The sequence below is a fragment of the Dongia deserti genome (assembly GCF_003574735.1).
In the GTDB taxonomy this organism is placed as follows: Bacteria; Pseudomonadota; Alphaproteobacteria; order Dongiales; family Dongiaceae; genus Dongia_A; species Dongia_A deserti.
This window is the reverse complement of the sequence record NZ_QORW01000001.1, coordinates 214,981-228,717: the sequence shown is the minus strand read 5'-3', so window position 1 is coordinate 228,717 and position 13,737 is coordinate 214,981. Positions and strand designations below refer to the sequence as shown.

Here is a 13,737-nt window from a genome sequence, read left to right as displayed (position 1 = left end):
CTACGCCGCTGTCAGCCCTGCGATGATCGCCTCGCGTGCCTTCCGCGTTGCGCCGAGGCGATCTTTCACCGCCGCAAGCACCGCAGGCGGCGCCTGTTCGGGCGTGCCTGCGTTGAAGGGCGGTTCCGGCGCGTATTCCAATCCAAGCTGGATCGCTTCTGCCTGTGCTTTCCCGACCAGCTCGGCGACAACCGCAAGGCCGAAGTCGATACCCGCCGTGACGCCACCGGCAGTGATGAGGTTGCCGTCGCGCACCACGCGCCCATGGACGGGAATGGCACCGAACCGCTCCAGGAAATCGTGCGAGAACCAATGCGTCGTGGCCCGGCGGCCTTTGAGCAATCCCGCGGCGCCGAGCACTAGGGAACCGGTGCAGACGGACGTGACATAGCGCGCTTGTTTCGCCTGGCTGCGCAGAAAGTCCAGCACCATTGCGTCCTCCAGCAGCGCATTGACACCGCCGCCGCCCGGCACGCACAGCACATCGAGCGCTGGGCATTCGCCGAACGTCATGGTTGGTGAGAGTACGAGACCAGTCGCGGAGGCGAGTGGCGCGCGATCCTTCCAGAGCAGATGAACCTTCGCATCCGGCAGCGTGGCAAACACCTCATAGGGGCCGGTCAGGTCGAGCTGCTGCACGCCGGGAAACACAAGAATGCCGATCTGAAGAGCCATGACTCCCTCCTGGTTGACGGCGCGATCTTAGTGGGTCAGGATTTGGCGGAAATGCCAAAGACCCCACGTTTCACGCCAAGGCCGCGCCGCATCGAGATCCTTGCCTTCCAGGATGTGCAGCTGCTTGATGTTGCAGGCCCGCTGCAGGTGTTCGCCACCGCCAACGATCTGAGCCGCGCGGCGGCGCGCCCAACGCCCTATGAGCCGGTCGTTGTTGCGGAAGGCTCGCTGGCGATGTCGTCAGCCGGACTTGGCCTCGCCGCGCAGACGCTGCCGAAGCCGCATTCGGCCGTGGATACGCTGATCGTCGCGGGCGGGTGGGGCGTCTCTACAGCGTGCGCGAATCGGAAGCTCATCACCTGGATCAAGGCGCGTGCCAAGCATGCGCGCCGCGTCGCCTCTGTGTGCAGTGGTGCGTTCCTGCTGGCGACGATTGGTATGCTGGATGGGCGGCGCGCGGCGACTCATTGGAGCCGTTGCCGGGAGTTCGCACAGCGTTTCCCCAAGGTGCGATTGGAGCCGGATCCGATCTTCGTCCAGGACGGCCATGTGTGGACCTCGGCCGGCATCACCGCCGGCATCGATCTTGCGCTGGCGATGGTGGAAGCGGATCTCGGCCGCGATCTAGCGCTCGCCGTGGCGCGCCAGCTCGTCGTGTTCCTGAAGCGGCCGGGCGGCCAGGCACAGTTCAGCGCCACGCTCGCCCTGCAGCACGGCAATGCGCGTTTCGAAGGCCTGCATACCTGGATCGCGGACAATCTTACCGGCGATCTCTCCATCGCCGGTCTGGCGAAGGCCAGCGGCATGAGCGAGCGCAGCTTCGTCCGTCACTATCGCCAAGCCACCGGCACGACACCGGCGCGCGCCGTGGAGCAGATCCGGGTCGAAGCCGCACGCCGTGCGCTCGAGCTCGGCCTGCCCGTCAAGCGCACTGCGGCGCGCTGCGGATTTGGCTCGGAAGAGACGATGCGCCGGAGCTTTCTGCGCCTCTTCGGCGCCTCGCCGCAGGCCTATCGAGAGCGCTTTTCGTCCAGCGCCGCCGCCGCTCAGCTTTCATAGTCTCCGCTCTGCGCCCACGGAATCGCCCAGGGCAGGAATACGACGAACAGAAAGAACGCGATACCGAGGGGAAGAAGGCCGTAGAACGCAATAGCGCTGCCGGCATAGTCCAATGCCGCCGCGACCCATTGGACTGCGAAGGCGGGGCTGCCTTCCGGGGCATTGGCGCCAGCCATGCGGTCGATTGCCCGATGATGGTCATAGACCGAAAGTGCCGAGACGAGCATCAGCCACGGAACGGCGCACAGCACCCAGATCCGGAAAGGACCAGGCCGCTGTCGCTGATCTTCCTGACGGTTGGTAATCTGCGATCCAGTCGAGCGTTGCATGGTCTCCTCGCAGTGCGGCCGGAATTGTCTCCAATCTCATCCGTTCCCGCAACCTCGCGGTCACGCTACCGCCGCCGTTTCCTTGATGGTTTGGAGCGGCTGCTGGCCCTCAATGCCGCTTCTCTTGCGGTGGTCTGACTTTTGGTGTCGAGGATGGCGGCGACGAAGCGTTTCAAGTTCTCTTCGACGTAATCCTCCACCCGTCCGTTTGGGTCGAAGCTCCACCACAGCAGCGAGCCTTGCCATTGCGTTGCCATCAGGAGGCCGACGTCCTTGGGCCGGCGAGCGGTTCCGGCGAAGCAATTATCCAGCTCCCTCGAGAGCGCTGATTTCCATTTTGCGCCGCGCGCCCGCAGGCTGGGATCGCGCAGGTCCTCGCGCAGGATCAGCAGGGCATCGGCATAGGCTTCGATCCCGCCATAGTCCTGGGACAGCATCGTGAGCAGCCTGATCGCACCTTCCGGTGTCTTGGGTACCTTGGCGGAAAAACGCGCGGTCTTCTCATCCAGTCCGTCCCAGGCGTAGAGAAGCGTGCTGTGGACGAGCTTGGCCTTGCTCTTGAACCGCTGCACCAGAGTGGAAGCGGAGAGTCCGCAGGCCTGCGCCAGGGTGGAAAAGGTGAGCGCCTCCGGACCGTGCCGGTGCATGAGCCTGTAGGCTGTATCGAGCACATCCTTGTCGGGCAGCGTCTTGGGCCTGGGCATTCCCTTGCTCCTGTTTATAACCGAACGATCATTTATATATTGCATAACCGAACGGTCGTTTATATATTCCGGAGCGAGGGCGGTCCGTCAATCCCAGGTGGAGGTTGCCATGTCGTTGCAAGGCAAAGTCGCCCTGGTCGCGGGTGCCACGCGCGGGGCCGGTCGCGGAATCGCCGTTGAGCTGGGCGCGGCGGGTGCCACGGTCTATGTGACCGGCAGGACCACGCGTGCGCAACAATCGGAATATCGGCGGCCCGAGACCATCGAGGAGACGGCGGAGCTTGTGACCGCCGCCGGCGGCAACGGGATTGCGATCCAGGTTGATCATCTCATCGCTGAGCAGGTCGAGCAGCTGGTCGCCCGCATACGGGCGGAAGACGGGCGCCTCGATATCCTGGTCAATGACGCGTGGGGCGGCGAGACTCTCAAGGAGTGGAACAAGCCGGTCTGGGCGCACAATCTGGCGAATGGGCTGCGCCTGCTCGATCTCGGCGTGCGCACGCACCTCATCACCGCGCACTTCGCCTTGCCGCTGCTGATCGAGCGGCCCGGCGGCTTGCTGGTCGAAGTCACCGATGGCACGGACGCGTACAATGCCGACCATTACCGGATCAACCCGTTCTACGACCTTGCGAAGGTTTCGGTGAGTCGCATGGCCTGGGCGCATGCCAAGGATCTGGCGCCCCACGGCGGGACCGCGGTCTCTGTCACGCCCGGCTGGCTGCGCTCGGAGATGATGCTGGAGGCGTTCGGCGTCGCGGAAGAAAACTGGCGCGACGCCACCCAGCGCATCCCGCACTTCGCCATCTCCGAGACACCGCGCTTTGTCGGGCGTGCCATCGCGGCGCTTGCCGCCGATCCTGACCGCGCGCGCTGGAACGGGAATTCCTTGTCGAGCGGTCAGTTGGCGCAGCTCTACGGCTTCACGGATCTCGACGGCTCTCGGCCGGATGCCTGGCGCTATGTCGTAGAGGTGCAGGACGCGGGCAAGCCGGCCGACACGACCGGCTATCGGTAATAAGCCGATTCGGGCAGAATTGCCCCGGGGGAGCAGCACCGGCGGGGCGCACAGTGACCAGTCACAGCGACGTTTCCGCACGGATTGCCAAGGAATTGGACCGTCTCGATGCCGACATCGTGCATGTCGGCCTGTTCGATTTCGCCACCATGTTCCGCGAGCGGCGGCTACGGCGCGAGGATCTGCTGAGCGGCGCCGATCACGCCGTGTTCGCCAACGTTCTGCCGAAATGGGACGCGGCCGAATCCATCCTGGCGCCAGGCCCTTACGGCAGCGAAACAATCGCCTACGATCCGGATTCGATCCGCCCCTATCCGTTCGAGCCGCGCGCCGTCGCCTTGGTGGCGGACTACACTGGCCCGCAGGCGGAGATCATGCCGCGCCGTGTGCTGGCGCGCCAAGTGGAGCGCGCGAGGGCGGCCGGCCTCGACGTGCTCGCCGCCTATGAGTTCGAGTTCATCCTTCTCAACGAGACGGCGGACTCGCTGCGCGCGAAGGGCTTTGCCGATCTCAGCCACTTTGCCGCCGACAATCGCTGCTGGTCCGGGCAGACCGCAGCGACCTATGCAAGCTTTGTCGCCGACCTCGAGAGCCTGTTGCGGGCGGCAGACATCGACCTGTTCGCCCTCGGCGTCGAGCTTGGTCCAGGCTGCCTCGAGGCGACCCTGCGGCACAAGGCGGCCATGCGCGCGGCCGATGACGCGGCGTTCTTCCGCATGTTCACCAAGGCCTTCTGCCGGCAGCGTGGCCTGACCGCCTCCTTCATGCCGCTGCTCGGCGCTGGTTTTCCCGGGATCGGCGGCCATGTGTGCCTCTCGCTGCGTAATCGGCAATCCGGCCGGAATCTGTTCGCCGATGCGCACCAGCGGTACGGGCTGAGCGAGGCGGCGCAATCCTTCCTGGCGGGCATCATTGACATGGTGCCGGAGGCGTTCCCGATGTGCGCCCATACCGTCAATGCCTATCGCCGGTTTGCGCCGGGAAGCTGGGCGCCGAAGACGGTGAGCTGGGCGCCCTACAACTACGCCGCGGCGGTGCGCACCGCCGCGGAAACGGAAGAGGCGACGCGACTGGAGCTGCGCCTGCCGGGCAGCGATGTGAACGTCTATCTCGCGCTCGCCCTCATGCTGGGCGCCGGGCTGGAGGGATTGGAGCGCGGCCTTGCGCTCGCCGACGAGCCGATCGGTTCGGGCGGCCCGAACGAAATTCCGGCGGACGCCCCACGCTTGCCATCGGACCTGCGCGAGGCCACGCAGCGCTTCCGGGCGAGCGACAAGGTGCGGCGCCTGTTCGGCGTCGCCTTCGTCGACCACTTTGCGATGCTCTGCGAAGCAGAGGACGCGGCGCTGCGTCGCGCCGTCAGCGCTGCCGAGGTCCAGCGCTATTTGGAGGCCGGTTAACGTCTGCAGGCAAGCCACTGACGCACGTTGCTGCAGTTGCGGCGCGGCCAGCCGATCGAGCTGAAAAGAGCGGCGAGGCCTTTAGTGCGGGCCTCACTGCACGGAACACTCATGTGACAATGGTATATCTTCCCGATATCCGCAAACAAAAGTTGAGAATGCCGTGATTTCAAACGGCCAGGACGGCTGGGTGATCAGGCGAAATTGCAAGAAAGTTCGGCGGCGAAGTTGGCCAGCGGGTGAGGGCCATTCCGTGGCGCTTCGCCGCCCGTGACCGAGACCTTTTTGGGGAAGGGACGGTGTCGGTCACACAAGGCTCGATCGCAATTGCTCAACAAAAGACAACACGAGCTGATGCGAAGTGGTTCCGTCACCCGTCATTTCATAGCGGCCAGCCGAAACGCTGGCACTTGATCAGACCAAGCACGCTAGCTTACGACCGCCCAGAGGAGGACGGCCAGGACGCCGATAACAGCTGCGAGGAGCAACCAGGTCCGCACCTGCACCCTCGAGGCATTGTCCCGCATGCGGTCCGTCCTGGCCCGCTCATGTTGGCGCACCTCGGCGACGGTGCGGGGGTGCGGCGCATGGCCTCCGGCCTCGTCATCGGTGCCGAGTGGAGCAGCCGCAGGATCGGGGAAGTGAACCTTATCCCCGGTTCGGCCGCGGTCAATGTCGTCGCGCAGTTGGTCCGTAGTTGCCTTGGGGGCGTCGCGACCCATCCGGAGCTCTCCCTTCGATTGGAAGAGAACCTTCCGCCATCATCAGCGTTGCAATCGGGCGGCGCTCGCCGTTCCGCAGGGCCTCCCGGCTCTCCGAAAATCGCCATGCCTGCTTGATCTAAAATGGAAAAGTGCATTCGCTTCTTGCTCACGCGGAAGCGAGGCTCGCCTCGCGCCCTCGAGGCGGCGCATAGTGAAGCGCGATGGGCGGCATGCCTATCCTTCGTAGCCGAATTGCCGGGGCAGCCAGAGCACGGTCTCCGGTACGAACACCATCAGCAGCAGCGCGGCAACCAGGATGCCGAGGAACAGCCAGATCTCGCGGATGATGGCGCCGAGCGGAACGTTCATCAGCCCGCTCATGACGAACAGCAGGACCCCATAAGGCGGCGTAATCAGGCCGATCATGATGTTGATCACGATCACCACGCCGAAATGCACCAGATCGATGCCGAGAGCGCGGCAGGTCGGAATGAACAAGGGCACCAGGACCAGCAGCATGGTGGTCGCATCGAACAGGCAGCCTAGCGCCAGGAACAGCAAATTGATCAGCAGCAGGAAAACCACCGGCGACATCTGCGATCCGTCGAGCCAGTCCGCCACCATTTGGGGCACGCGCTCGGTCGCCACGATGTAGTTGAGAACGAAGGCACCGGCGATCAACAGGGCGACGACCGAGGTGGCCCGGGTCGATTCCACGAATATCTTCACGATCTCGCGCAGTGAGATCGAGCGATAGAACAAGACGGCCAAGGCGAGGGCATAAAGCGCCGCGAGGGAGGCTGCCTCGGTCGGCGTCGCTGCGCCGCCATAGATCCCGCCCAGCAGGATGACCGGCAGCATCAAAGGCGGAAATGCTTGCACGGTGGCGCGCGGCAATTGGGACAGCGGCACACCCGGATCGCGGGCGAAGTTGCGGCGCTGCGCGATCAAGGCAATGGCCGCCATCAGAGCGAGACCCATCAACAAGCCGGGAACGACTCCGCCGAGGAACAGGTAGCCGACCGAGGTATCGGAGACGAGTGCATACAGCACCATCGGGATCGAGGGCGGAATGATCGGCCCGATGGTTGCAGACGCGGCGGAGATCGCTGAGGCAAAGCCCGGCGTGTAGCGCCCGGACTTCACCATCATCTCGGTCAGAAGCTTGCCGACGCCTGCAGCATCGGCAATGGCGGAACCGGACATGCCGGCGAAGATGATGCTGGCGATTACATTGACATGCGCCAGACCTCCTCGGAACCGCCCGACCAGCGCCTGGCAAAAGCGCAGCAGCCGCTCGCTGACGCCGCCAGCATTCATCAGGTTGGCCGCCAGAATGAACAGCGGCACCGACAGAAGCACGAAGCTGTCGATGAAGTTGTTGAGGATCTGCTCGGCGAACAGCGCGAGGTCGCTCTGCGTGAAGAGCAGATAGCCGATCGCCGCGACAAACATGGCATAGGCGATCGGCATGCCGACGGCGGCAAGCCCCAGAAAGGCCGCCAGGACCAGGACGAAAGCCAGGCTCATTCGTGCGGCTCTTCAGGTTGCGCGTAGAATTCGCGCTTCCAGCCGCTCGAGATGAGGCGTCGTGCGCGCAGGATCGCACGCACGATCACGACGCCGGAAAACAGGATGAAGATCGAGTACAGCCAGTCATAGCGCAGGCCCAGCACCGGCGATTTCTCGAACCGCATGAATCGGATCCAGTCGAGCGTCTCCGGCAGGATTATCGCGAAGGCGACCGCCACCAGGACTGCGCAGGCGAGCGCCAGCCAACGGCGGATTGAGGGCGGCAAGGCGATCGCCACCATGTCGAAGGTGATCTGGTCACGCTCCTCCAGCAGGAAGGCCGCGGTCCAGAACACGACCCAGACATAGCAGATGAGTGTCACTTCCTGCGTCCACGCCGTGGGGTCGTTCAGCACATACCGGCTGAAGATCTGGACGATGAAAGCCACGAACATGATGGCGAAACCCAGAGCCGCCAGCCAGGCCGCCACATCCTTCAATCGATGGATGGATGATCGCATGGGCTCAAAGAGAAAGCGCATCCCGGGCGGTGCCGGGATGCGCGCTGAGTTACTGAACGGCGTTGATGCGGTCGACCATGCCCTCGGGCCAGGTCTTCGACCATTCGGAGTCCAGATAGGCCTGCTGCACGGTCTTGCGGAACGCCTCGACGTCCGGCGAGTAGACCTTCAGCCCCTGCTCCTTGAGGAAAGTGACCAGCTCCGCTTCGTCCTTGATGCGGTTCTCGTTGTTGTATTTGACGGCGGCATCGGCTGCTTCCAGCACGGCCTTCTGCTGCGCTTCGTCCAGCTTCTCCCAAGTCTCGCCGGCCATGGACAGGAAGATGGCGTCGACCAGATGGTTGGTCATCACCACCTGCTTGGTGACCTCATAGAACTTGGCGGCCTTCACGGTCGGCAACGGATTGTCCTGTGCATCGATGGCGCCGGTCTGCAGCGCGGTATAGACCTCGCCGAATGCGAGCGGCAGAGGATTAGCGCCCAGCGCCTTGCCGAGGAACAGCCAGGTGTCCGATGACGGCATGCGCAACTTCACGCCGGCGAGGTCGGCCGGAACCTTGATCTCCTTGTCTGTGCGGAGGTTGAGTTCTCGCGTGCCGAGATAGCCGGCGGCGAGGACCTTGATGCCCATCTCATCCTGCACGCGCTGATACATCTCCTTGCCGATGTCGCCGCCGAACACCTTGGCCTGATGGTCGGGATCGCGGATCAGATAACCGGCCGTGAAGATCGACCATTCGGGAATCTGTTTGGCGATGTCGAAGGCGGAGATCATGGCCATCTCGAGGTTGCCGCGCTGCATCGCGGCCGGCTCCGTGCCCTGCTTGAACAGGGTGCCGTTGAGATGGATCTCCACCGCGAACTGACCGGGCGCCAGCTCCTCGAGCCTGTCCTTGAACACGGTCAGCATCTTGGCGTGCCAGTCCGTTTCGACAGCCGGCGTGGAGATACGCACCTGGATTGGATCGGCGGCTTCGGCCGGCATCAATCCCAAGGTCATCGCGATGGCGGCGGCGCCAAGCAGGGTTCGGCGGGAAATCAGGGTCCGCATGAGTTCCTCCCAGGGTTTCGAGGTCTATTGGTGACGGAACGGTTCGTGCCGCCAAGCCTCCGGGCGCATTATGCTGCGTAAGAACTCAGTTGCAAACATTTTTTAACGCACTAACATGTTAGATGGCGCAGCAATGTTCTCAAAAGCTTAATTCTAAACACAAGGAACCATTTCGTGCCGTCACAGTCTTCCCGGTTCGGACTTTCGGCCGCTTTGACAACCCCGTTCGATCCTCGGGCGGCGATCGATTTGGGCCGGCTCACCCGCCATGCGCGCTGGTGCCTGGACAATGGCTGCGGCAGCGTGACTGTGTTCGGCACGACGGGAGAGGGCGCCTCCATCGGCCTCGCCGACCGTCAAGCCGCACTGCGGGCCATGATGGATGCTGGCTTCACCATGCGTCGCGCGGTAGTGGCAGGCGTCTCGGCGCCTTCATTGGCCGAAGCGGTATCGCAAGCTCAGGTCGCCCTCAATGCCGGCTGCCGCGCCTTGCTGGTGGCGCCGCCGTTCTATTTCAAGAATGTCGATGACGAAGGAGTCTATACCTGGTTTGCGCAGCTGATCTGGGCGCTTGGCGACAGCGCGCGCGACTTCATCCTCTACAACATTCCGTCGGTCACGCACGTGACGCTGACGCTGGACCTGATCGGCCGGCTGAGAGCTGCCTTTCCGAACGTGATCATCGGGGTCAAGGATTCGTCGGGAGATTGGGATTACGCACAGCGACTGCTGGCGGCGCACAAGGATCTCGCGATCCTGATCGGCGACGAACGGCTGCTGGCCAAGTCCGTACGGCTCGGCGCACAAGGCGCCATCTCCGGCCTCGCCAATCTCTGCCCGCAGGTCTTGGCGCAGATCATCGAGACCGGCAGCGAAGACGCGCGCATTGCGCCCCTGGTCGAGGAAGTACTGAAATATCCGGTCACGGCGGCGATCAAGGCGGTGCTTGCCCACCGAACACGCGACGATGCCTGGCTTGCGACCCGCGCTCCTCTGGTCGGTCTCGGAACGGCGGATGCCAAGCGATTGAGCCAGACTTACGACATGCTGTTTGCCGCGGCGGCGGCTTGAGGCGAGGGGAGCCTCGGCGCGAGAAGGAGAGGGCCATGCTGGAGCGCGAACCGACCAAGTTGCGAGAACAGGCCTATGATAGTTTCACGCGGCATCTGCTGGCGCGCGATGTCAGGCCCGGCCAGTTCATCTCACAACGCGAGCTGGTGGAGCTGACCGGCCTGCCGCTGGGCGCGATCCGCGAATTGGTGCCGCGGCTGGAGGCAGAAGGCCTGATCAAGACCGTCCCGCAGCGCGGCATGCAGGTGGCCCACATCGATCTCAACTTGATCCGCGATGCCTATCAGTTCCGGCTGTTCCTGGAGCGCGAGGCCGTCGCGCTGTTTGCAGAGCGCGCGCCGGACGAATTGCTGGCAAAGCTGCGTGCCGATCACGAGCGCGTGCTGGAGCGTGTTGCCCGCGAAGGCAACACGCCCGACGTGATCGCGGAAGCGCAGGCGGTCGATTGGGGCATGCATGACACCATCATCGATGCCTTGGGCAACGAGATCATCTCCAAGGCCTACCGCGTCAACGCGATCAAGACCCGCCTCATCCGTGAGGAGCTGGTGCGGATCGATCCCGTGGTTGCGCCGGTGATGCGCGAGCATCTCGGCATCCTCGAAGCGATCGAGACGCGCGACGGCAGGAAGGCCGCAGCTGCGATCTCCGCCCACATCGAGAATGCGCGCAACCGCGCCATGGGAATCAGCTGACGCGCTGTCCGGCGGCTATTCTTCGATCACCAGCTGCGGCAGGAAGCTGCCGCCTTCGGCCGCGAAGAACTCCCACAGCGTCGCGGCGGCCGGCATCATGCGCCGCTCCGCGCGCCGGACCACGAACCATTGCCGCATGATCGGCAGGCCGACCACGTCCAGCATGACCAGTCTGCCGTCCTCGAGCTCGACCGAAACCGTGTGCGCCGACAGCAGTGCGATACCGAGCCCCGCCATCACCGCCTGCTTGATGGTTTCGTTAGACTCGATCTCCATCCCGATGGAGGGGGTCGCGCCGGTATCCGCCAGCAGCCGCTCCGTCAGCATGCGGGTGCCTGACCCCGGTTCGCGCATCAGAAAAGTCTCGCTCGACAGCTCCCGCGGCGGGATGTAGCGGCGCCGCGCCAGCACGTGGTCCGGCGGCGCCACGATGATGTGCGGATGCGGGCCGATGATGGACCGGTCGACGTCGAAGCGGTTCGGCGGCCGCCCCATCACGGCAAAGTCGATCGCGAACGTCTCGAGCGCGGCGATGGTCTGCTCGCGATTGCCGACCGAAAGCTGGATCTCGACGCCGGGATGCGCACGCTTGAACGCCGCCAGCACGCGGGGTGAAAAATACTTCGCGGTCGAGACCACACCGACGCGGACATGACCGGCGCGTGCGCCCTTGAGCGCCCCGATCGCATCCTCCGCTTCGCTCAGCAGCGCATCGATGCGCAGGGCCGTGTCGGCGAGTTCGCGTCCGGCGCCGGTGGCGCGCATGCCGGTCTCCGCCCGCTCCAGCAACGCGATCCCGGCCAGCTCCTCCAGCAGCTTCAGCTGCAGCGAAACCGCGGGCGGGGTCACGTTCAATTCCTGGGCGGCGGCCGTGACGCTGCCGCTGCGGATTGTCGCAGCGAGCGCCCTCAGCTGACGCAAAGTGGCGCGATTGAGGGACATTTAGTTTTTCTAACAGAGAGCGTCAGTTAATTCAAATTTCTTTCAGGTATTAATCCCGCCACGATCCCAGCAACAAACAGTGCGCCTGCTGAAGTCCAGGCGACACTCGGACTGGGAAGGAAAAATGGCGGTAGATCAAAGGCTAAGGGCATTCTTGAAGGCGTGGGCCGACGGCCGGCCAGAGCGCGGCCCGACCGCGGCTGCTATGCTGGCGCTGAGCCGGTCTGCGGCGGAGATCGCCGGCTTGGTCGAAGGCGCCGCCGCCGGCACACTCAACCGCACGGTCGGCGGCAATGCCGGCGGGGATTCCCAGAAGCTGCTCGACCTCAGGGCCAACGAGATCATCCTCACCGCCCTGGAGGATGCGCCGGTCTCCGCCGTCACGTCCGAGGAGTTGGACGACATTCGGATTCTCGATCGCTCCGGCAAGGTTGCCGTCGCCATCGATCCGCTCGACGGCTCCTCCAACATCGACGCCAACGTTTCGATCGGCACGATCTTCTCGATCCTGCCGGCGCGCTCGGAGGCCGATCCGGACTTCTCGGCCTTCTTTGCACCAGGGCGGATGCAGCTCGCTGCCGGCTTTGCGATCTACGGGCCGCAGACAATCCTGGTCTTCTCGCTGGGCGCCGGCACCCATGTGGCACAGTTCGACCCGGGCCTCTGCGATTTCGTCGTAGCGGAGAAGGCGATTCGCCTGCCGGCGGGCAAGCGCGAGTACGCGGTCAACACATCAAACTACCGCTTCTGGGAACCGGCGGTGCGCGCCTATGTGGATGACTGCGTCGCCGGCAAGGACGGCCCGCGCGGCGCGGACTACAACATGCGCTGGATCGCCTCCCTGGTCGCTGAAGCCTATCGCATCCTCAGCCGCGGCGGCGTCTTCCTTTATCCGCGCGACAGCCGCAAGGGCTATGGCCAAGGCCGCCTGCGGCTGATCTACGAGGCCAATCCCATCGCCTTCCTGGTGGAGCAGGCTGGCGGCGCTGCGACCGACGGCATGCGTCCAATTCTCGATCTCATTCCCCGCGAGCTGCATCAGCGCACCCCGCTCGTCTTCGGTGCTCGGGACGAAGTCGAGCGGGTGGCGATCTACTACCGCGGGCTGAGCGAGCCGATCTATGTGGCGCCGCTTTTCAACCAGCGCAGCCTTTATCGGAATTGAGGAGCGGAGCATGTCGGTCAAGCATCCGATCATATCGGTCACCGGGTCCTCGGGCGCCGGCACCACGACCGTCAAGCACACCTTCGCGCAGATCTTCCGTCGCGAAGGGATCCAGGCCGCTATGGTCGAAGGCGATGCTTATCACCGCTATGGCCGCGCCGAGATGAAGCGCGTGATGAGCGAGGCCGAAGCGAAGGGCAACCGCCATTTCAGCCATTTCGGCCCGGAAGCGAACCTGTTCGAGGAGCTGGAGCACCTCTTCCGCACCTATGGCGAGACCGGCCGGGCCCGCAACCGCATCTATGTCCACGACGCCGAGGAAGCGGAACCGTACGGCTGCGCCCCTGGTACCTTCACGCCCTGGGCGGATCTCCCCGAACAATCGGACCTGCTGTTTTATGAGGGTCTGCACGGTGCCGTCGTCACCGACAAGGTAAACGTCGCGCAACATGCGGATGTCAAGATCGGCGTGGTGCCGGTCATCAATCTCGAATGGATCCAGAAGATCCATCGCGACCGCGCGACCCGCGGCTATTCGACCGAGGCGGTGATGGACACCATGCTTCGGCGCATGCCGGACTATGTCCGTTATATCTGCCCGCAATTCACTTTGACCGACATCAACTTCCAGCGCGTGCCGACAGTCGACACGTCCAATCCCTTCATCGCGCGCTGGATTCCGACCCCGGACGAATCCATGGTCGTGATCCGCTTCCGTAATCCGCGCGGTATCGACTTCCCGTACCTGGTCTCGATGATCCACGACAGCTTCATGTCGCGCGCCAATTCCATCGTCATTCCCGGCGGGAAGCTCGATCTCGCCATGCAGCTTATCCTGACGCCTACCATCCTGCGCCTGGTCGAAGCCAAGCGCCGCGCCGCGTGAAGGGA

At 64.1% G+C, this 13,737-nt stretch carries 14 protein-coding genes; 7 read left to right on the top strand and 7 right to left on the bottom strand.

The window, feature by feature from the left end; translation table 11 throughout:
* Positions 1–675 (bottom strand): DJ-1/PfpI family protein, encoded by a 675-nt coding sequence (locus DTX69_RS01135; RefSeq protein WP_119299650.1) that lies wholly within the window; start codon positions 673–675, stop codon positions 1–3.
* Between the two features lie 51 nt (positions 676–726).
* On the opposite strand from DTX69_RS01135, the gene DTX69_RS01130 reads away from it, so the two are divergent.
* Positions 727–1,734: a GlxA family transcriptional regulator gene (locus DTX69_RS01130; RefSeq protein WP_119299649.1), complete on the top strand. Its 1,008-nt coding sequence runs from the start codon at positions 727–729 to the stop codon at positions 1,732–1,734.
* On the opposite strand, the gene DTX69_RS01125 is transcribed toward DTX69_RS01130, so the two are convergent.
* Both DTX69_RS01125 and DTX69_RS01120 read right to left on the bottom strand, forming a co-directional pair.
* Positions 1,722–2,063 carry a hypothetical protein gene (locus tag DTX69_RS01125; protein WP_119299648.1) on the bottom strand — a complete coding sequence of 114 codons (342 nt, stop codon included), beginning with the start codon at positions 2,061–2,063 and terminating at the stop codon, positions 1,722–1,724. The genes DTX69_RS01130 and DTX69_RS01125 overlap by 13 nt on opposite strands.
* 65 nt (positions 2,064–2,128) lie before the next feature.
* Positions 2,129–2,767, bottom strand: a complete 639-nt coding sequence (locus tag DTX69_RS01120) for a TetR/AcrR family transcriptional regulator (protein ID WP_119299647.1) — start codon at positions 2,765–2,767, stop codon at positions 2,129–2,131.
* Between the two features lie 109 nt (positions 2,768–2,876).
* Between DTX69_RS01120 and DTX69_RS01115 the strand changes: the two genes are divergently transcribed.
* Both DTX69_RS01115 and DTX69_RS01110 read left to right on the top strand, forming a co-directional pair.
* Positions 2,877–3,785, top strand: a complete 909-nt coding sequence (locus DTX69_RS01115) for an SDR family oxidoreductase (RefSeq protein ID WP_119299646.1) — start codon at positions 2,877–2,879, stop codon at positions 3,783–3,785.
* A gap of 53 nt (positions 3,786–3,838) precedes the next feature.
* The gene (locus tag DTX69_RS01110; protein ID WP_119299645.1) at positions 3,839–5,185 is read left to right on the top strand and encodes a type I glutamate--ammonia ligase; all 1,347 of its coding nucleotides are present in this window, start codon (positions 3,839–3,841) and stop codon (positions 5,183–5,185) included.
* A gap of 938 nt (positions 5,186–6,123) precedes the next feature.
* Here DTX69_RS01110 and DTX69_RS01100 read toward each other — a convergent pair.
* The 3 genes from DTX69_RS01100 to DTX69_RS01090 are packed head-to-tail and all read right to left on the bottom strand — an operon-like array spanning position 6,124 to position 8,973.
* On the bottom strand, positions 6,124–7,419 hold the full coding sequence (locus tag DTX69_RS01100; protein WP_119299643.1) for a TRAP transporter large permease: 1,296 nt from the start codon (positions 7,417–7,419) through the stop codon (positions 6,124–6,126).
* Positions 7,416–7,922, bottom strand: coding sequence for a TRAP transporter small permease (locus tag DTX69_RS01095; RefSeq protein WP_162916492.1), 507 nt, complete (start codon positions 7,920–7,922; stop codon positions 7,416–7,418). Before DTX69_RS01095 ends, DTX69_RS01100 begins: the two co-directional genes overlap by 4 nt.
* A 49-nt stretch (positions 7,923–7,971) precedes the next feature.
* Positions 7,972–8,973, bottom strand: a complete 1,002-nt coding sequence (locus DTX69_RS01090; RefSeq protein ID WP_119299641.1) for a sialic acid TRAP transporter substrate-binding protein SiaP — start codon at positions 8,971–8,973, stop codon at positions 7,972–7,974.
* Between the two features lie 174 nt (positions 8,974–9,147).
* Here DTX69_RS01090 and DTX69_RS01085 point away from each other — a divergent pair, with 174 nt between their 5' ends.
* Positions 9,148–10,044 (top strand): dihydrodipicolinate synthase family protein, encoded by an 897-nt coding sequence (locus DTX69_RS01085; RefSeq protein WP_119299640.1) that lies wholly within the window; start codon positions 9,148–9,150, stop codon positions 10,042–10,044.
* A 35-nt stretch (positions 10,045–10,079) separates the two neighbouring features.
* Positions 10,080–10,739 carry a GntR family transcriptional regulator gene (locus DTX69_RS01080; protein ID WP_119299639.1) on the top strand — a complete coding sequence of 220 codons (660 nt, stop codon included), beginning with the start codon at positions 10,080–10,082 and terminating at the stop codon, positions 10,737–10,739.
* A 15-nt stretch (positions 10,740–10,754) separates the two neighbouring features.
* On the opposite strand, the gene DTX69_RS01075 is transcribed toward DTX69_RS01080, so the two are convergent.
* Positions 10,755–11,681, bottom strand: a complete 927-nt coding sequence (locus DTX69_RS01075) for a LysR family transcriptional regulator (protein WP_119299638.1) — start codon at positions 11,679–11,681, stop codon at positions 10,755–10,757.
* Between the two features lie 124 nt (positions 11,682–11,805).
* Between DTX69_RS01075 and DTX69_RS01070 the strand changes: the two genes are divergently transcribed.
* Together DTX69_RS01070 and DTX69_RS01065 are read left to right on the top strand one after the other, a co-directional pair.
* The gene (locus tag DTX69_RS01070; RefSeq protein ID WP_119299637.1) at positions 11,806–12,846 is read left to right on the top strand and encodes a class 1 fructose-bisphosphatase; all 1,041 of its coding nucleotides are present in this window, start codon (positions 11,806–11,808) and stop codon (positions 12,844–12,846) included.
* Between the two features lie 10 nt (positions 12,847–12,856).
* Complete coding sequence (locus DTX69_RS01065) at positions 12,857–13,732, top strand: phosphoribulokinase (protein WP_119299636.1); 876 nt, start codon at positions 12,857–12,859, stop codon at positions 13,730–13,732.
* The last annotated feature ends 5 nt before the right edge of the window (positions 13,733–13,737 follow it).

What these genes read in the sequence shown, in the direction of transcription:
- DTX69_RS01135 (WP_119299650.1), bottom strand. Translation starts at nt 675, where the DNA reads ATGGCTCTTCAGATCGGCATTCTTGTGTTTCCCGGCGTGCAGCAGCTC.
- DTX69_RS01130 (WP_119299649.1), top strand. Translation starts at nt 727, where the DNA reads ATGCCAAAGACCCCACGTTTCACGCCAAGGCCGCGCCGCATCGAGATC.
- DTX69_RS01125 (WP_119299648.1), bottom strand. Translation starts at nt 2,063, where the DNA reads ATGCAACGCTCGACTGGATCGCAGATTACCAACCGTCAGGAAGATCAG.
- DTX69_RS01120 (WP_119299647.1), bottom strand. Translation starts at nt 2,767, where the DNA reads ATGCCCAGGCCCAAGACGCTGCCCGACAAGGATGTGCTCGATACAGCC.
- DTX69_RS01115 (WP_119299646.1), top strand. Translation starts at nt 2,877, where the DNA reads ATGTCGTTGCAAGGCAAAGTCGCCCTGGTCGCGGGTGCCACGCGCGGG.
- DTX69_RS01100 (WP_119299643.1), bottom strand. Translation starts at nt 7,419, where the DNA reads ATGAGCCTGGCTTTCGTCCTGGTCCTGGCGGCCTTTCTGGGGCTTGCC.
- DTX69_RS01095 (WP_162916492.1), bottom strand. Translation starts at nt 7,922, where the DNA reads ATGCGATCATCCATCCATCGATTGAAGGATGTGGCGGCCTGGCTGGCG.
- DTX69_RS01090 (WP_119299641.1), bottom strand. Translation starts at nt 8,973, where the DNA reads ATGCGGACCCTGATTTCCCGCCGAACCCTGCTTGGCGCCGCCGCCATC.
- DTX69_RS01080 (WP_119299639.1), top strand. Translation starts at nt 10,080, where the DNA reads ATGCTGGAGCGCGAACCGACCAAGTTGCGAGAACAGGCCTATGATAGT.
- DTX69_RS01075 (WP_119299638.1), bottom strand. Translation starts at nt 11,681, where the DNA reads ATGTCCCTCAATCGCGCCACTTTGCGTCAGCTGAGGGCGCTCGCTGCG.
- DTX69_RS01070 (WP_119299637.1), top strand. Translation starts at nt 11,806, where the DNA reads ATGGCGGTAGATCAAAGGCTAAGGGCATTCTTGAAGGCGTGGGCCGAC.
- DTX69_RS01065 (WP_119299636.1), top strand. Translation starts at nt 12,857, where the DNA reads ATGTCGGTCAAGCATCCGATCATATCGGTCACCGGGTCCTCGGGCGCC.